Source organism: Edaphobacter sp., assembly GCF_028283685.1.
GTDB lineage: Bacteria > Acidobacteriota > Terriglobia > Terriglobales > Acidobacteriaceae > Edaphobacter.
The window spans coordinates 400890-421543 of record NZ_JAPWKF010000004.1 but is presented as its reverse complement, the minus strand read 5'-3'; the positions used below and the strand labels follow the sequence as shown (position 1 = coordinate 421543).

Annotated in this window: 19 protein-coding genes; 14 read left to right on the top strand and 5 right to left on the bottom strand. The window is 62.6% G+C overall.

What is annotated here, in order from left to right; translation table 11 throughout:
• The first annotated feature begins 2 nt into the window (after positions 1-2).
• The 4 genes from lspA to PW789_RS06880 all read left to right on the top strand — a co-directional run bounded on the left by lspA (position 3) and on the right by PW789_RS06880 (position 5742).
• Complete coding sequence (gene lspA / locus PW789_RS06895; protein WP_299373374.1) at positions 3-560, top strand: signal peptidase II; 558 nt, start codon at positions 3-5, stop codon at positions 558-560.
• Positions 561-575: 15 nt separating this feature from the next.
• Complete coding sequence (locus PW789_RS06890) at positions 576-1439, top strand: alpha/beta hydrolase (protein ID WP_299373371.1); 864 nt, start codon at positions 576-578, stop codon at positions 1437-1439.
• Positions 1440-1481: 42 nt separating this feature from the next.
• Entirely contained in the window at positions 1482-4514 is a 3033-nt protein-coding gene (gene uvrA, locus PW789_RS06885) for an excinuclease ABC subunit UvrA (RefSeq protein ID WP_299373369.1), read from the top strand.
• 106 nt (positions 4515-4620) lie between these two features.
• Positions 4621-5742, top strand: a complete 1122-nt coding sequence (locus tag PW789_RS06880) for a sensor domain-containing diguanylate cyclase (protein ID WP_299373367.1) — start codon at positions 4621-4623, stop codon at positions 5740-5742.
• A gap of 3 nt (positions 5743-5745) precedes the next feature.
• On the opposite strand, the gene PW789_RS06875 is transcribed toward PW789_RS06880, so the two are convergent.
• Positions 5746-7518 (bottom strand): mechanosensitive ion channel domain-containing protein, encoded by a 1773-nt coding sequence (locus PW789_RS06875; RefSeq protein ID WP_299373365.1) that lies wholly within the window; start codon positions 7516-7518, stop codon positions 5746-5748.
• Between the two features lie 128 nt (positions 7519-7646).
• Here PW789_RS06875 and PW789_RS06870 point away from each other — a divergent pair, with 128 nt between their 5' ends.
• The 5 genes from PW789_RS06870 to aqpZ all read left to right on the top strand — a co-directional run bounded on the left by PW789_RS06870 (position 7647) and on the right by aqpZ (position 11971).
• Positions 7647-8987 carry a tetratricopeptide repeat protein gene (locus tag PW789_RS06870; RefSeq protein WP_299373363.1) on the top strand — a complete coding sequence of 447 codons (1341 nt, stop codon included), beginning with the start codon at positions 7647-7649 and terminating at the stop codon, positions 8985-8987.
• A 112-nt stretch (positions 8988-9099) separates the two neighbouring features.
• Entirely contained in the window at positions 9100-9567 is a 468-nt protein-coding gene (locus tag PW789_RS06865) for a hypothetical protein (protein ID WP_299373361.1), read from the top strand.
• A gap of 36 nt (positions 9568-9603) precedes the next feature.
• Positions 9604-10146: a hypothetical protein gene (locus PW789_RS06860; RefSeq protein WP_299373359.1), complete on the top strand. Its 543-nt coding sequence runs from the start codon at positions 9604-9606 to the stop codon at positions 10144-10146.
• Positions 10147-10266: 120 nt separating this feature from the next.
• Positions 10267-10890 (top strand): M48 family peptidase, encoded by a 624-nt coding sequence (locus tag PW789_RS06855; protein ID WP_299373556.1) that lies wholly within the window; start codon positions 10267-10269, stop codon positions 10888-10890.
• 358 nt (positions 10891-11248) lie between these two features.
• On the top strand, positions 11249-11971 hold the full coding sequence (gene aqpZ, locus PW789_RS06850) for an aquaporin Z (RefSeq protein WP_299373357.1): 723 nt from the start codon (positions 11249-11251) through the stop codon (positions 11969-11971).
• Positions 11972-12120: 149 nt separating this feature from the next.
• On the opposite strand, the gene PW789_RS06845 is transcribed toward aqpZ, so the two are convergent.
• Complete coding sequence (locus tag PW789_RS06845; protein ID WP_299373354.1) at positions 12121-12972, bottom strand: prolipoprotein diacylglyceryl transferase; 852 nt, start codon at positions 12970-12972, stop codon at positions 12121-12123.
• 70 nt (positions 12973-13042) lie between these two features.
• Between PW789_RS06845 and hpt the strand changes: the two genes are divergently transcribed.
• Positions 13043-13618: a hypoxanthine phosphoribosyltransferase gene (gene hpt / locus PW789_RS06840; RefSeq protein WP_299373352.1), complete on the top strand. Its 576-nt coding sequence runs from the start codon at positions 13043-13045 to the stop codon at positions 13616-13618.
• Positions 13619-13689: 71 nt separating this feature from the next.
• The gene (locus tag PW789_RS06835; protein WP_299373350.1) at positions 13690-14268 is read left to right on the top strand and encodes a hypothetical protein; all 579 of its coding nucleotides are present in this window, start codon (positions 13690-13692) and stop codon (positions 14266-14268) included.
• 95 nt (positions 14269-14363) lie between these two features.
• Here the strand turns inward: PW789_RS06835 and PW789_RS06830 are convergent, their stop codons facing one another.
• From PW789_RS06830 to PW789_RS06820, 3 genes are all read right to left on the bottom strand, one after another.
• Positions 14364-14801, bottom strand: a complete 438-nt coding sequence (locus PW789_RS06830) for a RidA family protein (RefSeq protein ID WP_299373348.1) — start codon at positions 14799-14801, stop codon at positions 14364-14366.
• A gap of 133 nt (positions 14802-14934) precedes the next feature.
• The gene (locus PW789_RS06825; RefSeq protein ID WP_299373346.1) at positions 14935-15975 is read right to left on the bottom strand and encodes an LLM class flavin-dependent oxidoreductase; all 1041 of its coding nucleotides are present in this window, start codon (positions 15973-15975) and stop codon (positions 14935-14937) included.
• Positions 15976-16052: 77 nt separating this feature from the next.
• Positions 16053-16352 carry a hypothetical protein gene (locus PW789_RS06820; RefSeq protein WP_299373344.1) on the bottom strand — a complete coding sequence of 100 codons (300 nt, stop codon included), beginning with the start codon at positions 16350-16352 and terminating at the stop codon, positions 16053-16055.
• 108 nt (positions 16353-16460) lie between these two features.
• Between PW789_RS06820 and deoC the strand changes: the two genes are divergently transcribed.
• From deoC to aroA, 3 genes are all read left to right on the top strand, one after another.
• Entirely contained in the window at positions 16461-17234 is a 774-nt protein-coding gene (gene deoC / locus PW789_RS06815) for a deoxyribose-phosphate aldolase (protein ID WP_299373342.1), read from the top strand.
• A gap of 233 nt (positions 17235-17467) precedes the next feature.
• Entirely contained in the window at positions 17468-19225 is a 1758-nt protein-coding gene (locus PW789_RS06810) for a SpoIIE family protein phosphatase (protein WP_299373553.1), read from the top strand.
• Between the two features lie 63 nt (positions 19226-19288).
• Complete coding sequence (aroA, locus tag PW789_RS06805; RefSeq protein WP_299373340.1) at positions 19289-20596, top strand: 3-phosphoshikimate 1-carboxyvinyltransferase; 1308 nt, start codon at positions 19289-19291, stop codon at positions 20594-20596.
• The last annotated feature ends 58 nt before the right edge of the window (positions 20597-20654 follow it).

Genomic DNA, 20654 nt, shown 5'->3' with positions numbered 1-20654 from the left:
TGATGTCCGAGCGCTACGAGTATCCTGCAACCGAATTCGACGAACAGAAGAAGCCTGCGAAGGCCAGGTCGGGTCGCGGCTTCTACTTCGCCATCCTGCTGGCGCTGTCCGCCTTCGTCGCCATCCTCGATCACGTCTCGAAGAAGTTCATCGTGCATCGCCTGCCCACGGGACGCGCACACACGGTCATTCCCGGCCTGCTGCGCATCACGCACGTGCTGAACACCGGCGCGGCCTTCAGCTTCCTCGCCGACACGGCATCGCCGGACCTCGTGTTGAAGGCGCTGATCTTCTTCTCCCTCGCCGCCGTCGTCATCGTCGGCATCCTGCTGATCCGCTCCTGCAACACCATCACGCCGACCTCGGTCGCGCTTGCTCTGATCCTCGGCGGAGCCGTCGGCAATCTGTACGATCGTGTGGTCTACCACTACGTCATCGACTTCATCGACGTTCACGTGGGCGCCTACCACTGGCCGGACTTCAACATCGCCGATTCGGCCATCACCATCGGTGCAGTCCTTCTGATGATCGAGATCTTCCGCCCCCAGCCCGAGAGCTGATCCAGGAATCAAACGATGGCCGTCGAGAGCAAAGGCCCATTTCGCGATGACAATCTCATCGTCTTCGAAGCAGATGGCGCCCCCGAATTAGCCGCCGCCGAAAAGTCCGGCTTCGTTGAACACGATAACGCGCGCATCTGGTACTCGACCTATGGTTCCGGCCTGCCCGTCATCCTGCTGCATGGCGGCCTCGGTCACAGCGGAAACTGGGGCCATCAGGTCCCTGCACTCGTCGCAGCTGGATACAGCGCCGTTCTCATCGACAGCCGCGGCCACGGACGCAGCACACGCGATAGCCGCCCATACTCCTACGAGTTGATGGCCTCCGATGTTCTGGCCGTCATGGATGCGCTGCGGCTGGAAAAGGCGGCACTCCTCGGCTGGAGCGATGGCGCCTGCACCGCTCTGATCCTTGCCCGGCAGACCCCGTCCCGCGTCGCCGGCGTCTTCTTCTTTGCCTGCAACATGGACCCCAGCGGCGTGAAGCCATTCGAATCGACCCCGGTCGTCGATCGCTGCTTCAGCCGCCACACGAAAGACTACATTGCCTTGTCCGCGACACCCGGTCAGTTCAGGGAGTTTGTCGAAGCCGTGAGCCTGATGCAGCGTACGCAGCCCGACTTCACCCCGGCAGACCTCGCCACCATCGCGGTCCCCGTCGCCATCGTGCAAAGCGAGCACGATGAATTCATCCGGCGCGAGCACGCAGAATATCTGGCTCAGAACATCCCTGGGGCGGAGTTCCTCTCTCTGCCCGGAGTCAGCCACTTCGCTCCCCTGCAAAGGCCGATGGAGTTCAACCGCACGGTCCTCGGATTCCTCGACAAAGTGTTGCCCCTGAACCCGATACCCGGCCTCTCCCAACCTGCTGGCAATTAATTCGCGCTTCTCGCCGGAATGCTTGAAAATAGAAGTTTGGCCATGAGCAATCGACAGCCCGACCCGAAGCCCGAGCACAGCCTCAATCAGATCACGATCCGCGGCGCCCGCACGCACAACCTCAAGGGCGTCGATGTCGATATCCCGCACAACGCACTGACCGTCGTCAGCGGCGTCTCCGGTTCGGGAAAATCCTCGCTCGCCTTCGATACCGTCTACGCCGAGGGCCAGCGCCGCTACGTCGAGTCGCTCTCCGCCTACGCGCGCCAGTTCCTTGAGCGCATCGAGAAGCCCGACGTCGATCACATCGACGGCCTCGCTCCCGCCATCGCCATCAAGCAGAAGAACCAGACGCGCAACCCGCGCTCCACCGTCGCCACCGCGACCGAGATCTACGACTACCTGCGCCTGCTCTACGCGCGCTGTGGCACCGTCACCTGCCTGCACTGCGGCGGCATCGTCAAGACCGACACCGTCGACGAGATCGTCACCTCAATCTTCGCCCAGCCGGAAGGAACCCGCGTCTACGCGCTCTTCCCCATCACCCGCGCCGAGCTCAAGCTCGAACCCATGCAGGCCGCCTCCACCGATGCGCCCGCAGCAGAGCCCGCCAAGCCAAAGAAGGCTGCAGTCAGGAAGACGACCAAGGCCGCAAAGCCCGAGCCTGTCCTCGACCTCACCGACACGCTCAAGGAGCGTCTCGGCGAACTGCGCCGCCGCGGCTACAACCGTCTCTACCAGAATGGAAGCACGGTCGAGTTCTCCACGCCCGAGTCGCTGCTCGAACTCGACTTCACGCAGCCCATCTTCGTCCTCGTCGATCGGCTCGCGCTCTCTTCCGACATCCGCTCACGCCTCGTCGACGCCATCGAGACCGGCTTTCGCGAGTCCGGCGAGATCCGTTTCCTGACGGTTCCCCGCGAGGGCGAAGGCGAGCCCAGGATGTTGCGCTACTCCGCCGCCTTCGAGTGCACCACCTGCCATCGCGCCTATCGCGAGCCGGAGCCGCGACTCTTCTCGTTCAACAATCCTTATGGAGCCTGCCCGCGCTGCCAGGGCTTCGGCAACACCATCGACTTCGATCCCAACCTCATCATCCCCGACAAGTCGAAGACCCTCGCGCAAGGTGCAGTCGCTCCGTGGACCACCACCAAGTACCGCCCGCATCACGGCGAGATGCTGCGCGCCGCCAAGGCCGCAGGTGTTCCTACCGACGTGCCCTGGTACGACCTCACACCCGAGCAGCAGGAGTTCATCCAGGAAGGACGCTCCGGATTCCCAGGCATCCGCGGCTTCTTCGCCGCGCTGGAACAAAAGAAGTACAAGCTGCACGTCCGCGTCTTCCTCTCGAAGTACCGCGGCTACGCCACCTGTCCCGACTGCCGTGGCCAGCGCCTGCGCGCCGAGGCCCGCGCCGTCCTGCTCAACAACAGGAACATCTGCGAGGTCGCGGCCCTCACCGTCATCGCCGCACGCGACTTCTTCGACTCGCTCGATCTCACCCCCTCGCAGACCGAGATCGCCGGAAAGATCTTCGAAGAGGTGCGACAGCGCATCAACTTCCTCGATCAGGTCGGCCTCGACTACCTCACCCTCGACCGCCTCTCCTCCACGCTCTCCGGCGGTGAATCGCAGCGCATCCAGCTTGCAACGTCGCTCGGCTCGCGCCTCGTCGGCGCGCTCTACGTGCTCGACGAACCCTCCATCGGCCTGCACACCCGCGACACGGCACGCCTCATCCACATCATGGAAGAGCTTCGCGACCTCGGCAACACCATCCTCGTCGTCGAGCACGATCCCGACGTCATCCGCGCCGCCGACCACCTCCTCGACCTCGGCCCCGGCGCAGGCGAACTCGGCGGCCAGCTCCTCGCCAGCGGCACCGTCGCAGAAGTAACGGCAAATCCCAACTCCATCACCGGCAAGTATCTCTCCGGCCGCGCCAGCATCGCCGTGCCCAGGCACCGCCGCGAGCCAGGCCGCGAACACCTCAAGCTCTTCGGCGCGCGCATCCACAACCTGCGCGGCGTCGATATCGACATACCGCTCAACATGCTGGTCTGCGTGACCGGCGTCTCCGGCTCCGGCAAATCGACGCTCGTGCACCAGGTGCTCTATCGCGCCCTCGTGCAATCGCTCGGGCAGGACACGCCCTCCACCGACGGCACCGAGATCGCCGGTCTCTATCGCGAGCTCTCCGGCGTGCAGCATCTCAACGACGTCATCCTCGTCGACCAGTCGCCCATCGGACGCACCCCGCGCTCCAACCCCGTCACCTACATCAAGGCCTTCGACGACATCCGCGCGCTGTTCGCCTCGCAGCCTGACTCCAAGCGCCGCGGCCTCACCGCCGGACACTTCTCCTTCAACGTCCCCGGCGGGCGCTGCGATGTCTGCGAGGGCGACGGCACCGTCACGGTTGAGATGCAGTTCCTCGCCGACGTCGAGCTTCCCTGCGAAGAGTGCAATGGAACGCGCTACAAGAACGCCATCCTCGAGATTCGCTACAAGGGCAAGAACATCTACGACGTGCTCAACATGACCGTCAAAGAGGCGCTGGTCTACTTCGCCGGGCATCCGAAGATCGTCGACAAGCTCTACGTCCTCGACGAGGTCGGCCTCGGCTACGTCCGGCTCGGCCAGTCCGCCACCACGCTCTCCGGCGGCGAGGCGCAGCGCGTCAAGCTCGCCTCGCACCTTGCCACGGCACGCTCCGTCTCCTCGCGCGCCGCCAACAACGATGCCGCATCCAAGGCACGCTCGCGCACGCTGTACATCCTCGACGAACCCACCACCGGCCTGCACTTCGACGACGTCGCCAAGCTGCTCGCCGCATTCCGCAAGCTCATCGAAGGCGGCGGCTCCCTGCTGGTGATCGAGCACAACCTCGACGTCATCAAATCCGCCGACTGGATCATCGACATGGGGCCCGACGGAGGATCCCGCGGCGGCCAGGTCGTCGCCATCGGAACACCGGAGGAGATCGCCGCCAACCCGGCCTCCCACACCGGCCACTGGCTCGCCCCCGTCCTGAAGCCATCGGCCCCCAGGCCGGAGCTGCAGACAATCTCCTGATAGCTCTCCACGAGAAGTTGGACATTTCCAGATCCAACACACGCTTCCGTGATATCTCTGATGATGAGGCTTTCCCTCTGATCATATTCATCAGGGAATCGTCAGCATGGCAAAACTGCGAACTTTCTCCTCGCCTGTTCTGGGAGTCGCTGTTCTCGTTCTTGGTTTCGCGATGTTCTTCGCGATCGAGCTGATCCTCAGCTACCTGGTTCCGCGCCTGCAGCGCACCTCGCTTCAGCTGATCAGCGCCGCCGCCGTGGCGCTCCTTGCCATCGTGATCGGCCCGCGCCTCCAACGCATCCTTCCCTTCTGGTCGGACGGAACCCTCTTTCGTACCGCCATGGAAAATGGCATCGACGACTTCTACATCTTTCAATCCATTCGAGACGCCGACGGCCAGCTCGTCGACTTCCGCTTTACCTACATCAATCCCATCGCCGAACGCCGCCTGGGCCTCCGTCGCGACGATCTGATCGGCCTCTCCCTCTCGAAGGTTCGCCCCTCCGCCGTCACCTCCGGAATCCTGGCGCGTTACCGGGAGATCGTCCATACCGGAACCCCCTACTCCGGCGAGCACTATATCGACGACGACCGCATCGCCGCCACCTGGCTGCACGTTCACGCCATCAAGCTCGGCGATGGACTCGCCGTCACCAGCCGCGATATCACGGACCGCAAACGGGCCAGCGAACAAGCCAGCTTTCTCGCCCACCACGATCAGCTCACCGGCCTCGCCAACCGGACGCTGCTGCAGGCACGATTAAGCGCGGCCATCCAAAACGCCAGGGAGAGCCAGCAAAAGATCGCCGTCTTCATGATCGACGTCGACAACTTCAAGGCGATTAATGATTCTCTCGGCCACATGATCGGCGACAAGCTGCTCAACATCATCGGCCGCAGGCTGCTGGGTTCGGTTCGCGAGAACGATACCGTGGCGCGCCTTGGCGGCGATGAGTTCGTCATCGTCATTCCCTCGTTCAAGGACCTGGAGGACATCGAATGCTGCGGCGAGAAGATCGTTCGCGCCGTCCACCGTCCCATCACCATCGACGGAAACAAGATCAGCGTCACCATCAGCACCGGCTTCTGCATCTATCCCGACGCCGGCCTCGATCCGGCCGAGCTGCTCAAGAACGCCGACGCCGCCATGTACTCGGTCAAGGGAGAAGGCCGCAACGGCTTCCGTCCCTTCCGCAGCTCCGACGCATCATCCATCGACATCAACTGAAGGCTAAGCTTCTTCTTTCCCCTCCGCCTGCGGCGCCTGCATCAGTTCGACGATCGTCTCGAACAGCTCATTCCGTGTATGCAGCCTTACCCCCGCACGCGTGATGTAGCGGATCACCAGATCCACGCCCGACCCGGCCGGCCTCAGATTCACAGAAGGCATCGCGCTGAACTGCGGCGAGCCTTCTTCGTGCGTCACACGCTTCCACTCCGCCTCCGCCATCTTCGCGTCGGCCTCCGTCGCCTCCACCGAAGCCTCGTAGACCCGCTCCACCAGGGGATGAATCCGCGTTCCGGCCGGAATGCTCACCTTGATCTCGTCCCACATCCATTGCCCCACGGTCGAGAAGTTGAAGTACCGCCCGCGAATCGCATAGCCATTCAGAAACGAGACGCGCCTGCCCGTCGGATGCCCATTCGCCGTCCAGTTTCCCGTCTCCAGCAGCCACGTGCGAAACAGTCCCAGCTCCACCACCTCGCCGCCGACACCATCGATCTCCACCCAGTCGCGCACGCGAATCCCGTTCGGCCCCATCAGCACAAACCAGCCGCAGAAAGCGAGGATGAAGTCCTGGAAGACCACCGTGAGTCCCGCCGTCGCCAGGCCAAGAATGGTCGGCATCTGCTGCGGCACGCCAAGGATCACCAGCAGCACCATCACCAGCCCGACCACCTGCACCCCGAGGTTGAGGATGGTCTTCATCGTCTGCTTCTGACGCACCTCGCGCAGCATCCGTTCCAGCAGCACCTGCAGTCCCCATCCAACCAGCAGCGTCAGCACGCAGATCGCCGCAATCACCGCCAGCGAACGCAGAATCAGGTGAATCACGATCTTGTCCTGGATCTCGACCTGCTGCCCCCAGCGGTCGTACAACGACACCAGCTGCTGCTGCGCGTCCAGGCGGTCACTGAGGATGCTCAGAATGTTCTGCATCGCCGTCATGCGCTGCAGCCGATCCACTCGCTCCGTCCTGCTCTCCCCCGCATCCGGAACTTTGGCCAGCGCATCGGCCTGCGCGTGCAGCCGCACCTGGTCTCCGCTAAGAGCGGCGGCATCGGAGCGTGCCAGCTGACCCGCCTGAGCAATCAGATCCCTGCGGCTGCGGTGCGACCACCACGCCGACACCTGCTGCGCCAGCGTCTTATACTGCTCCGCCGCCGTCACCGCACTCTGGCCCTCGTTCTTCGAGGCCTGGGCCACATACTTCGTCATCGCCGCCTTGCGCGCAGCCAGCTCCTGCTGGAGCTTTACCGTCTGGTCCGAGCTGACCCGCGCCAGGTCTTCCGTCGCATCCGTCAGCTCGTTCTGATCCAGCTCCAGCTGCGCCTTCGCCACGTCGAGATCATTGCTCGCGCCTCCCGCAGCCGCCGTCTTCAGCTCCGCGATCTGCGACTCGTCGGCCTTGATCGTCTGCTGCAGCTGCACGATCCTCTGCTGAATCGTCAGCGCCCGGCCCGTCAGCGGCGGCTTATCGAGACTCGCCTGCCGCAGCGACTGCGAGAACGCCTGGTCCACCTCATGGTCCGCCAGCCGCTCCGACTCGCGTGCCAGCTCCTTCTCCTCGGCCGAGTGAGCCAGCGCCGCGAGCGTCGCCGCCGTCTGCCACGGTCGCTGATCGACAAGACCGTGCGAGACATAGTCCCCCGTCCAGCCGTTCTTCTTCGCCTCCAGGAACGGCAGGTACGCCATCACGCCCCGGGTGAGAAAAGTGCCCGCCAGCGTCAGCGCAAACACGCCAAGCAGCAGAAACAACATCAGCTTGCGTCTTCGATTCATCCGCCTCCCGGAACGCAGTCTCTTCCTGCTCTCTCAGATGGCAGCTATCCCCGTCCGGTCACCCGCATTCTGCGGGAAACCGGGACAAACCCGGTCGAGCACCACTTATTCCTTTAAACTGAGGAGATATGACGTCGAAGCACCCAAGGAATTCCGGCTGCGTACTGGCTGCCCTCTCGTTTTGCCTCATCCTGCCTCCGGCCTTCGCCCAGCTCCCCGCCGGCACCCGCGACGCCAGCTCCGAGAGCCACCAGGACCCTCTGCGTACCCAGGCAGCCGCCGCCATGCAGAAGGGCGACTACGCCGCCGCGGTCAAATCGCTGACCAGCCTCGCCGAGAAGAACCCCAGGGATGCGCAGGTGCTCTACAATCTCGGCTCCGCGCACGACGCGCTCGATCAGCCCGGCCAGGCCGACAACGCCTACCGCCGCGCCATCGCCGCTGCGCCCAACATGATCGAGCCGCACATCGCGCTCGGCCTCCTGCTCGCCCGCAACGGCAAACCCGGCGAGGCCCACTCCGAGCTGGCCGCAGCAGCCGCCATCCCCAACGGCGACCCAGCCCTCCGCGGCCATGCCTACCGCGCCATGGCCCGGCTTGACCAGGAAACCAACCCCGCCGGCGCCAGCGAAGAGCTGCTCGCCGCCCTGAAGCTCTCCCCCGAGACCCCCGACGACACCCTGCTCACCGGCGAGCTCGCCATGGCCACCGGTGATGCCGCCGGCGCCGAGTCCGCCTTCCGCCGCCTGCTCGCCGCCGACCCCGACAACGTCCAGGCCGTGGCCGCGCTCGCGCACCTGCTCGTCACCCAGAACAAGCTCGAACAGGCCGAACCCATGCTCACCGCAGCTCTGGCCAAGCATCCCGATGACCCCAGCCTGAACGCCGAGCTGGCCTCCATCTACGAACGCGCCGACGATCCCGCCCGCGTCGCCAAGGCCCTGCCCCTGGTCGAAAAACTCCACGCCGCCAATCCGCAGGACCCCGCCGTCACCCGCCTGCTGGCGCGTCTCTACAGCCGCAACGGCCAGTACGAAAAGGCCCTGCCGCTGCTCACCGCGCTCGCCGCCGCCTCGCCCCACGATCCCACCCTGCTCGACGACCAGGGCGATGTGCTCATCCGCATGCGCCGCCCGGCCGATGCCGAGGCCGTCCTCCAGCGTGCGATCGCTGATCCTAAGGCCTTTCCCAGCACGCAGGCTTACGGCGTCGCCGCCAGTCATCTCGCCTTCGCCGCCTCCAGCAACAACGACCCGGCAACCGTCTTGCGCGCGTTAGCGGCGCGTGATACAGTGCTGGCTCAAACACCGTCGTCGCTGTTCCTCGCAGCCACGGCGCACGACAAACTTCACCAGGTCAAAGAGGCATCCGACCTGTACAAACAGTTTCTTTCGGTGGCGAAGGGACAGTTCCCAGACGAGGAGTGGGAGGCGAAGCACAGGCTCTCCGCCCTTGAACACATGCACTAAGGCCCAAAGGTGTATGGCCAGCCAGCACCCGCGGGAGTAGAACAAGAACAGAAATACCGAACGGTCGACTCCATGACGTTATGAAGCCCGACGCTCCGAGACGAGGTGCGTTATGCGGTTCTCCCATAGCTTCTTGCCGGTTTGTCTTCTTCTTTCCCTCTCTACGCCCCTGCACGCCGCCGGGGGCGGCATCGATAAATCCGTCCTCCTCGATCAGCAGGCGATTCAGCAGCTGGTTCTACGCGCCGAGCAGGCAAGTCCCCGCGAACAATGCTTTCTCTACACCGAGCTCGTCTCTGCTATGACCGAGATGGCCGGAAAGCAGATGCTCGACGGTGACGCCGACGACGCCAGCGTGACGTTGAAGAAGGTCGCCGAGTACGCGCAGCTCATCCACATGAATCTCGCGCGCGACACCAAGCGGCTGAAGAACGCCGAGATGCTGATGCACCACACCACCTACCGGCTGAACGAGTACCTGCACAGCGCCTCCACCGAGGACAAGCCCACCTTGAAGGAGACGCTCAAACAGCTCACGCAGGTGCAGACCGAGCTGCTCACACAGGTCTTCAACCACTAGCGCGCTCTTCACGCCGGCTCGCCTACAATCACCACCATGCGCCGTCTCTCCCTGTTTCTGATCGCTCTCGCACTGGCATCGTTCGTCGCTCCGGCGCATGCCCAGCGCGGACAGGCCGACCTCAGCGATGCTGAGGTGGAACAGGTGCGCGACTCCGCCTACATCGCCAACGATCGCGTCACCGTCTTCATCAAGCTGATCGACGTCCGCGTGAAGGCGCTCGAAGACCTCTACGCCAGGCCGCGCCGTCCCGGCCGCGAGCAGGACACCCATGATCTCTTCGAGCAGCTGGCTGCGCTCGCCGACGAACTCAACGACAATCTCGATGACTATGGCCCGCGCCATCGCGACCTGCGTAAATCGCTGCCCAAGCTGGTGGAAGCCACCGAGCGTTGGGCCACCGTCTCGCGAACGCCTCCGGAAAATACAATCTACAGTCTCTCGCGCAGGATTGCCCTCGAGTCCATCCAAGACCTGAACGATGCCGCCAAACAATTGATCGACGAACAAAAGGCCTGGTTCGCCACGCATCCTGTCGAGAAGGAAGACAAGTACACCGAAGAGAGCCAGCCGCACTGATCGGCATTGCGCTGCAGCATCGGAAACGAATGCCCTCGCAGAATGTAAAATTGAGATACAGTGTCTCCCCTCGTAGCAATCTTTGAGGAGCAGTATCGCGCCCTTCGTCCGCGCGCTCCCATGCCTCCGTTCGACGTACGGTTCCGCCGCTTCACCTCGCTCAACACCACCATCCGGCTGCGCGAAGGCCGCCTCCACGTCCGTCTCTCCGATCTGCTGGAACAGGCGCCCGAGAGCGTGCACCACGCCATCGCGCATATCCTCATCGCGAAGATCTACAAGAAACCCATCGCTCCCTTCCACGCCGACCGCTACCGCCGCCACGTCTCCTCCGAGGCCGTCTCGCGCCAGGCCGAGCACATCCGCCAGACCCGCGGCCGCAAACGCATCCTCACCCACGAGGGCCACTACTACGACCTCAACGAGGTCTTCGACACGCTGAACACGCGCTTCTTCCACGGCCTGCTCGGTCGCCCCGTCCTCACCTGGAGCGCTCATCACGCCCGTCGCATGCTCGGCCACTACGACGCCGCTCACAACACCATCGTCGTCAGCCGCGTCTTCGACCGCCCCGACACGCCGCGAGCCGCCGTCGAATACCTCGTCTACCACGAGATGCTCCACCTCAAGCATCCCGTGCGCGTCAAAGCCGGACGCCGCTGCGTCCACTCCCGCGAGTTTCAGGCCGAAGAGCGCCTCTTCCCCCATCTTGACGAGGCCAAGGCCTACCTCCGCCGCCTCTAGGCAACTTGCGCCCAATCCTTACCTCGTAAGACATATTCCAATCCTTACCTTTTTTTGCTCCTTTGAGGAGAGAAGTGTCTTACCGGCCGAAGAGCGCAGCGGTACAGCGGCTCACACCACCCGCAGCCAAACCAAAGCGGTACGCGTCCCATCTCCGGCAGCCTAACCAAAGCGGTATGCGTCCCATCACCGGCAGCCAAACCAAAGCGGTACGCATCCCATCACACTGGCCAGAAACCCTCCCGTGCTACCATCCTCCCGTCTGGGCTCTCGCAGCCCGGACGCACGATAGCCTCTCCGGCCGTCGTGCTCCGGCCCTTGATTTCAAAAAAACAAGCAGTAGAGGAGGAAGTACTCTATGCCGCTCGCTAAACGCGCTCTCGCCGAGTTCTTTGGCACCTTTTGGCTCGTCTTCGGAGGCTGTGGTTCCGCAGTCCTCGCCGCAGCCTTTCCGCAACTCGGCATTGGCTTCGCTGGCGTCGCCCTGGCCTTCGGACTCACCGTACTCACCATGGCCTATGCCATCGGGCACATCTCTGGTTGCCACCTGAACCCTGCCGTCTCCATAGGCCTCGTCGCCGGCAAGCGCTTCCCCGCCTCCGAACTTCCCGCCTACATCGTCGCGCAGGTCGTGGGAGCCATCGCTGCCTCAGGCGTCCTCTACGTCATCGCCAGCGGCAAGCCCGGCTTCGAGCTCGGAGGCTTCGCCTCCAACGGCTACGCCGCGCACTCTCCCGGCGGCTACTCCCTCGTCGCCTGCTTCGTCGCCGAGGTCGTCCTCACCGCCTTCTTCCTTCTCATCATCCTCGGCTCTACCGACGAGCGCGCCCCCAAGGGCTTCGCGCCCATCGCCATCGGCCTCGGCCTCACTCTCATCCACCTCATCTCCATCCCGGTGACCAACACCTCCGTCAATCCCGCACGCTCCACCGGCCCGGCTCTCTTCGTCGGAGGATATGCGCTGCAGCAGCTCTGGCTCTTCTGGGTCGCCCCCATCGTGGGAGCCATCCTCGGCGGCATCATCTCCAACATGTTCTTCGCCGCACCGCAACCCTCAGTCCGCGAAGAACTCTCCCGCTAAACGCCTCATCGAAGGCAAGATAGGCCCGTTCGCACACACTGGCGAACGGGCCTTTCTTCTACGCTCTCCGCAAATTTGTCATTCCGAGCGAAGCCGAGGAACCTCCGCATTTCGCCCATGTAGCCTCAGATGCCCGAGGAAGCCTCAACCTACGTCCGCGGATCATCCGCCAGCTTAGGAGCCCATTGCGCATTCCTCGCACGCGACAGCGCAATCAGCACCGCGCCAGCCACCACCGAACCCAGCGCCGCCACCTGTGCGTTGCTCATGCCGAAGTACAGCCTCGGATTCACGCGGACAAACTCCACCAGGAACCGCCCGATGCCACTGACCACCAGGTACTCGCCCGTCAGCTGGCCGACGGAGAGATGCTTCTTCCCCCGCTGCCACAGCCACCATGCCAGCACGGCCGAAAACAGCAGCTCGTACACCGGCGTCGGCTGCACCAGGTCGGGAGTCGGCACCAGCGCATCCGCCCGCATATGCACGCCCCACGGCAGCGTCGTCTTGATGCCGTAGTCGCCATCGCCCGAGAGCAGGCACCCAATGCGCCCCACGCCGTAGCCGATCGCCGCCGCCGGAGCCGCCAGGTCCAGCATCCGCATACCGCCCACGCGCTCGCCCAGCGCACCCTTGAATCGCGCCGCCCTGCCCTGCCACATCAACATGGCAATACCGGCCAGCATCCCGCCAAACCACGCAAATCCCGCCTGGAACCAGTGCAGGAAGTCGACCATCATATCCAGCGGATGCTTCCATCCCGGAGCGGCGATCTTCCGCAGCGCGGCCCAGAGATCGGCCGGGCTCTGCAGCTCGTGCCATGCCTTGGCGCCCACCACTCCGGCAATGACCACCATCGCCACGACGCTCAACGCATCGGCGTCCACGCCATTACGAACAAAGTTCTTATGCAACACGATGGTTCCCACCACCGCGGCCAGCCACAGCAGCAACCCGAACGTCCCCAGGTGCACCGGGCCCAAATTGATATAGGGATACATAATCCTCGCTTACCTATAAAAGTATAGGCGAGGCTTGGCCTCCGGGCCGTATTCGCATTAACCTGTCCCTATGCCTTCCAGTTCGACGCCCGCACCCACCGCCTTCTTCCCCGCCCCCGATACCATGGACGTTCTCTTCTCCAAAGAGCAGATCGCCCAGCGCACCGCCGAAATCGGCGCGCAGATCTCGGCCGACTATGAAGGCCAGTCCATCGTGCTGATCGGCGTCCTCAAAGGCGCCGCCATCTTCCTCGCCGACCTCGCCCGCGCCATCAAGGTCGATAACACCTTCGACTTCGTCGCCGTCTCCAGCTACGGCCGCGCCCGCGTCTCCTCCGGCGCCGTCAAGCTCATCAAGGACATCGACAACCCCATCGAAGGCAAACACGTCATCATCGTCGAAGACATCCTCGACACCGGCCTCACCCTGAACTACCTGCGCGGCCTCATGCTGCAGCACAAGCCCGCCTCGCTCAAGATCGCCACCTGCCTCGACAAGCCCGAGCGCCGCCTCGTCCCCATCGAGGCCGACTACGTCGCCTTCAAAATTCCCAACCGCTTCGTCATCGGCTACGGCATGGACTACGCCGAACGCTATCGCGGAGTCGACGACATCCGCCTCTTCCCCGAAGACGCCGCGCACTAAGCCGTCGTGAAAAACGCCTGAACGACCTCAGAAGTGTCTCCTAAAAGATGACGAAAGTGGTAGGCAACTAGATGGATCGCTCGATTTTTATGTTGTGGTGTTTGCTTGGAATAGGTGTAGCACTAGGCGTTCTCCATGTACTTGGTCGTAAACGCCGTACATACATCCCCTCATTTGTTTGGTCTTTTTCCATAATCGTGGGGTCCGTTACATGCCTGTATGGGCTTTCACATTCGACGGCGCCATCTTTTTCTCATCGGGTTACAGCAGTTGGCAAGGCATCTGATTGTGTTGAACGGAGGTTCGGCAGGAGCCTCAAGTTCGCATTTGGCTTCGTTCCGGAAGATGGAAATCCAACGAACATTGAAACGCAAATTATCATGCCCCATTGGGGCAATACTGAAATATTCAATGGGCGCACATTGCAAATTACATACATAAATGACACATCTAGACGCGTAAGCAATGAGGCGGTCGAGATTGAAATCCTGAGCGGCGACAATGCTGGATGGCATGATTCGCTAGATGCACGCCCACTTGGAATATGGCTTGCAATCCCTATCGGTGCTGCAATTGCAGGGTTCGGATATATCGGCTTCAAATATCGGAAAGACGATTTAAGGTCAATCGAGCCATCGGAAACTACATGAGTGGCAGCTGCCGGGTGCCCCATTCATGGCGCAGCTTCATCGCGACATGAGTGGGAAATCGCGCAAAGCGCGATCCCCTCTCAAACGATCATCCTCTACACAAACGCCACCACATCAATCTCCACCAGACTCTCCCGCGGAATGATCGCCGCTACCGTCGTCCGCGCCGGAGGCTCCTTCGCAAACCGCTCCGCAAAGATCGCATTCATCGCCGCATAGTCGCCGATGTCGCGCAGAAACACCTGCACCTTCAGCACCTTCTCCATCGACGAGCCCGCATTCTTCAACTCCGCCTCAACCTGATCGAACGCATAGTTCACGCACGACTTGATGTCCTTCGGGTCAGGAGCAGCATACGACGCCTTACCCGAAACATAGATCACCCCCCCATACCCCACAGCAGGCGAGTAAGGCGGCTTCGGCGTGGCATTCGGATTCGCCGCGAAGATCTTCTTCGTTGCCTTCACAGCAGCACGGGCCATCGGAGCAAACAAGGCAGAGCCACCAAAGGCGGCAAACCAGCGACGAGTCATGGAACGACCTCACACAATAGGAAGTTTTGGAATGCTTCCTATCTTAGCCTCAGTCTCAGCCCGCCTATACAGGGTGCCCCACCTTCGACCGCGTAGCAGGCTAAGGTGGGCAATCGTGCGAAGCGCGATCCCTTCACCCCTTCAGCCCAAACTCCCCCGCCAGCAGCTCATAGCTCTTCAGCCGCTTCGCATGATCCCAGACGATCGTATTCACGATCATCTCGCCGATTCCCAGCTCTCCCGCCATATGCTCCAGCTGCTCGCGCACCTTCGCCGGTGTGCCAGCAAAGTAGCGCGGAAACTCGCCCTCTTCCATCACCACCGGACCCATCGCTTTTAGCTCCCGCAGCGCATCCTCAGGAGCCGAAATCGGCCTGCGATCGCCCAGACGAATTCGCGCCTGCAACAGCTTCACGCTCGACGTAAGATACTCGGCCTCCTCCTCGGTCTCCGCGCAGATCGCACCCACCGCCACCGTCGCCTCCGGATGAGCCAGTCGTATCCCCGGACGGAACGCCCGCGTGTACGCCTCGATCGCATCCCGCGTCTTCACCGGCGAGAAAAAGTGCGCGAACGCATACGGCAGGCCAAACTCCACCGCCGCCGCCGAGCTCCACATGCTCGAGCCCAGCATCCACACCGCAGGCCCCCTGTATCCCTCATGCAGCGCAGGCGCGGGCATCGCCTTCACCCGCCCAAACGGATGCCCCGCCGGAAACTCATCCTCCAGGAACGCCAGCAGCTCGTTCACCTGGTCGGGAAAGTCGTCCTCCATCGGCGCCTTGCGGCTGCGGCGCAGCGCCAGCATCTCCGTCGGTCCGCCCCCGGGCGCACGGCCGATCCCGAGATCAACCCGGTCCGGGTACAACGCGTACAGCGTGCGAAAGACCTCCGCGACCTTCAACGGCGTGTAGTGCGGCAGCATGATGCCGCCCGATCCCACGCGGATGCGCTTCGTCTCCGCCCCGATCCGGGCCAGCACGATCTCCGGCGCCGTGCACGCCAGCGTATCCATCGCATGGTGCTCCGACATCCAGAACCGCGTAAATCCCAGCTCATCCACCCGCCGCGCCAGGCTGATCGAGTTCTGCAGCGCCACCGCAGGCTCAAACCCTGCCGGAACCGGCGACTGATCCAGAACCGAAAGCCTCAACTGCCTCTTTTCGTTGGCCATAGCAATCTGATGCGCGAGTACCCTTCGACGAACTTCGAATCATCTCGGTCTCTGCGATCAATCGCAAAGATCAAAGATCAAAAGAGTAACCAGTCCATCTCCGTCCATTTACCTGAGCAGGCCGCCCGGCCCGCCGTCCCCGGATCTCTGTCAAGCGGCAACAACCTCAAAAAACCACGCAAATAATTGAATATAAAAGAGATATTCGACACACTCCAGCTGCCGATCCTCCCTGCCCAAACCACTAAAATTAAAGTCAACCCACCAGAAGCAAAGCTGAGGAAGCACCGCAAGTGCAATGAAATCAAGATTTTGACCGTAAATAGCATGGAATCAAGATTTTGCGCAGGATCAAAAAATAAACCGCCTGCAATCAAGATTTTGCGCAAAACATACCGGGGGGGAGGGTGCCTCCCTCCTGCCAGCCATGACCACCGTATGATAGAAGAGACGGCGAACGAACAATTGCCCGACAGAGGAGTGTCATGAGCAGCCCGTTGCACGCAAACGAACAGAGTTTTGATTCCACAACCTTTGCCGCTCACGCGCTCTCCTCTCCGCAGAATCTGGCAGCCGTCCTCGACCACACGCTGCTCAAGCCCGACGCCACGCGCAGCCAGGTCATCCAGATCTGCCACGAAGCCGCCGAACACAAGTTCGCCTGCGCCATGGTGAACCCCACCTGGGTGCAGGTCGCCGCCGAAGTTCTCAAAGGAACCGGCGTTCCCGTAGGCGTTGTCATCGGCTTCCCGCTCGGCGCCACCCTCTCGGCCTCCAAGCGCGACGAAACCGCCCGCGTCCTCAAGCACGGCGCGCACGACGTCGACATGGTGCTCAACGTCGGCCTGCTGAAGTCTGCCACCGTCGCCGACTACGAGGCCGTCAAGCAGGACATCCGCGGCGTCGTCGAGCTGGCACACGGAGCCGGAGCTATCGTCAAGGTCATCCTTGAAACCTGCCTGCTCACCTACGAAGAGAAGCTGCGTGCCTGCGAGCTCTCACTGGCCGCAGGGGCCGACTTTCTCAAGACCTCGACCGGCTTCTCCACCGGCGGAGCCACCGTCGATGACATCGCACTGATGCGAGGCATCGCCGGTTCGCAGGCAGGAGTGAAAGCATCGGGCGGCATCCGTTCGCTGGCCGACACCACCGCCATGCTCAAGGCCGGTGCCAGCCGCATCGGCGCCAGCGCCAGCATCCGCATCGTCAACGAGCTCGCAGGAACCGCAGAGGCAGCTCCCGCCACGACAGGCTACTGATCGAACGTTGCCTGTTGCGGAGGAACCTGAACTGACATTGTTCAACTAGAAAACCTGAGCATCACAGAGCCTCACCAGTAGTACCATCGACTATTCGTATGTCTAAGGCCAACAAACAACGACGCGCAACGCCTGCTGCCGCGCCGGATCAGGCCCAGGACAACGTGCCGCAGAGCTCCGAGGAGGTCTTTGAGGGCGACTATCGCCCCAGCTCCGACGAGTCCTCGCAGCCGATGACCAACATCCGCGTCGACCCTGTCCACCAGGTTGATTTTCTGCATTCGCTGGCCGATGCGCTGAACACCACGCTCGACCTGAACACGCTGATGCACCGCGTCGCCGACCTCGTCCGCGCCGTCATCGATTACCGCATCTTCGCTATCCTGCTGCTCAACGACCGCACGCAGGAGCTGTGGATGCGCTTCCAGATCGGTCACGCGCAGGATATCGAGCGCACCCGCATCAAGATCGGCTCCGGCATCATCGGGCAGGCCGCTCTGCAGAAGCGTTCCATCCTCGTCTCTGACGTCACCGGCAACGAGCACTACATCTCAGCGAACCCTAACGTTCGCTCCGAGCTGTCCGTGCCGCTGATCGTGAAGAACCGCGTCATCGGCGTCATCGATCTCGAATCAGAGCTTCCCGGCTTCTTCAGCACCGAGCACCAGCGACTGCTGGAGCTGGTGGCATCGCGCATGGCCTCGGCGGTCGAAAATGCGCGCCTCTACACGCGGGTCTCGCGCCAGGCACAGACGCTGACCGTGCTCAACGAGATCTCGCGCGAGTTCACCAGCATCCTTGATCTTGATGACCTGCTGGAACGCATCGGCCAGCTGCTCAAGCGCGTCATCGACTTCCAGATGTTCACCATCCTTCTCTGGAACGAGCGCACGCAGCAGTTCGAGCATCGCTTCAGCTCCCGCTACGGCGAGCGCGTTCCGCGCGAGCGCAACGTCACGCTCGGCGAGGGCATCATCGGCAGCGCAGCGCAGCTGCGCGAACCTGTTCTCGCGCCCGATGTCCGCAAAGACCCGCGCTACGTCAACGCCAACCCGGAGACGCGCTCCGAGCTTGCCGTGCCGCTCATCTACAAAGGCAACGTCATCGGCGTGATTGACCTTGAACACACGCGCCTGAACTACTTCAACGAAGATCATCAGCGCACGCTCAGCACTCTGGCGGCGCAGGTCGCCATCTCGATTGCAAATGCGCGGCTCTACCAGCGCATCCACGAGGAAGAACAGCGGCTGGAGCGTGACCTCGACATGGCCCGCCGCGTTCAGCTGCGACTGATGCCACCGTATCCTCCGCAGCTGGAGCATGCCGAACTCGCCGCCCGCTTCTACGCCGCGCGCTCCATCGGTGGCGACGTCTACGACTTTCTCGATTATGGCCCTGGACGCGTTGCACTCGCCGTAGGCGACGTCAGCGGCAAGGCAGCACCGGCGGCTCTCTACGCCGCGCTGGTGAGTGGCATCCTGCGCTCGCTGGCATCACAGCATCTGTCGCCCGCTGCACTGCTCGCCGCTCTTAACGATCAGCTGCAGGAGCGCAAGCTCGACTCGCAGTATGTGACCATGCTGATCGCGCTCTGGGACGACTCCAACCAGACGATCCAGATCGCCAACGCAGGTTCGGTGCAGCCCGTCTTCGTCTCGCTCAACGCCACTGCCTCGCGCACGACAGTCGACGTCAAGACCATCCAGGCCGAGGGCTTCCCGCTGGGGCTCTTCCCTGACGTGCAATACGAGGAGTTCACCCTCTCGACGCGGCCGGGGGACCTCATCGTCTTCTTCTCCGACGGCATCCCCGACGCGGAGAACGCAACCGGCGACATGTTTGGAACCGACCGCCTCGCCAAGGTACTGAAGTCGCTGCGGATGCCCACGGCAGCTTCCGCAGCGGACTCCATCCTTGATGCGGTCACCAAGTTTCAGTCCGGCACGGAGCACTTCGACGATGAGACGGTCGTCGTTCTCCATGTCCAGTAGCGTCGCCGCGGATGGCATGATCGTAGTTACGCTCGATACTGCAACCGTTTAGGATAGAGAGGAATGTCTTCCTCGACCGAATCGACCACGCGTATTGTTCGTCCCGCCCGCAGCTTCCAGGGCTCCGTTACTGTTCCCGGCGACAAGTCCATCTCGCACCGTTATGGCATGCTGGCTGGCATCGCTGAAGGCACCAGCAAACTGCAGAACTTCTCCACGGGCGCCGACCCGCATTCGACGCTGGGCTGCATGGAGGCGCTGGGCGCAACAGTCACCAAGGGTCCCGGAACATCGGTCGAAGTGACCGGCACTGCGGGCGCCTTCCGGCAGCCTGCAGGCGACCTGGATTGCGGCAACTCGGGCAGCACGATGCGCATGCTGGCCGGCCTCGTTGCTTCGCATCCGCACACCTTCACCATGATCGGCGATGCCTCACTGAGCGGTCGTCCGATGGAGCGCATCCGCAAGCCCCTTAGCGCAATGGGCGCGAAGATTGACCTGGTCGACGGCCATGCGCCGATGACGATCCACGGCGGTCCGCTGAAGGCGATCGATTTCGACACGCCGATTCCTTCGGCGCAGGTCAAAACGGCTGTTCTCTTCGCCGGTCTACAGGCCGAAGGCGTCACCAGCCTGTCGGAGGCTGTACGCACTCGCGATCACTCCGAGCACGCGCTTCGCGCGTTTGGCGCAAAGCTGGAACGCAACGGTGAGCGGCTGAGCATCGCCGGCGGACAGAAGCTGAAGGCGATCGACGCGGTTGTACCGGGCGATATCTCCTCGGCTGCGTTCTTTCTCTGCGCCGCGCTGCTCTTCCCCGATTCGAACCTGGTGCTCGATTCGCTCGGCATGAATCCCACGCGCGCGTCGCTGCTGGATGTCATCACCATGCTGGGCGGCAGAATCAAGGTGCTGATGGTCGAGGAACACCACGGCGAGACGATTGGCACGATCCAGGTAAACCGCGACGCCAGTGGCCTAAAGGGAGCCGAGATCTCCGGCGCGCTTTCGGCGCAGATCATCGATGAGCTGCCCGTGATCGCCGCCATTGCTCCTTACACGAACAATGGCGTCATCATTCGCGACGCCAAGGAACTGCGTGTGAAGGAGTCCGACCGCATCGCGCTTGTCGCGAAGAATCTGAAAGCAATGGGTGCGGAGTTTACCGAGTACGAAGACGGACTCGCCATTCCCGGCAACCAGAAGCTTCACGGCGCCGAGATCGACTCGGGCAGCGATCATCGCATTGCGATGGCCTTCTCTGTTGCCGCGCTGCGCGCTTCGAGCGAGAACATCATCCACGGCGCAGAGGCCGCGGCAATCTCGTTCCCTGAGTTCTTCAACTTTCTCGACGAGCTGGCGCAGCGGTAAGCGAATGGACGTCCATTCGTGCAGACTCGTGCGAATGGATGCTCTTCCGCATGAAGAT